Annotated in this window: 1 protein-coding gene; it reads right to left on the bottom strand. The window is 52.1% G+C overall.

The genetic code is table 11. The features are described from left to right. A partial coding sequence (locus ACWHAR_RS31435) for an AMP-binding protein (protein ID WP_452088974.1) occupies positions 1–535 on the bottom strand: 535 nt, incomplete at both ends.

Genomic DNA, 535 nt, shown 5'->3' on the forward strand with positions numbered 1-535 from the left:
GGGCTGTCTTTTGTAAGGACGATCTTTGCTCCGCTGTCTTCGAGCAAGAAGCGAATCCGCTCTTCAGGATATCCGGGATCGATCGGTACGTACACGCCTCCTGCTTTCAGTACCGCCAGCATGCTGACGGCTGCTTCAAGCGACCGCTCCATCATAATGGCGGCGGCATTTCCGTGCATCAAGCCTCTTGCTTTCAGCCTTCTCGCGAGCTGATTGGCTTTCTCATTCAGCCTGCGGTAAGTCAGGCTTCTTCCGTCAGCGGCAACAGCCGTTTTGTCAGGAGACGCTTCAACCTGTTCTTCAAACAGCTCCGGAATCGTCTTTTCTCTTGGATAACCGGTTTTCGTTTGATTAAAAGCGAGCAGCGTTTGTTGCTCCTGTTTTGATAACATGTCGGCGCTGCCTGCTTTTGATTCGGGATTTGCAATCGCCTCTTCTGCAAGTCTCGTTAAATGCCCTGCGGCCTGCTCAATGAAAGCCGCGTCAAAAGCTTCGCCGTTGTATTTCAATTTGATCGTCCACTCCGCTCCCGGAT

It is taken from the genome of Bacillus sp. LR--39 (genome assembly GCF_053613335.1).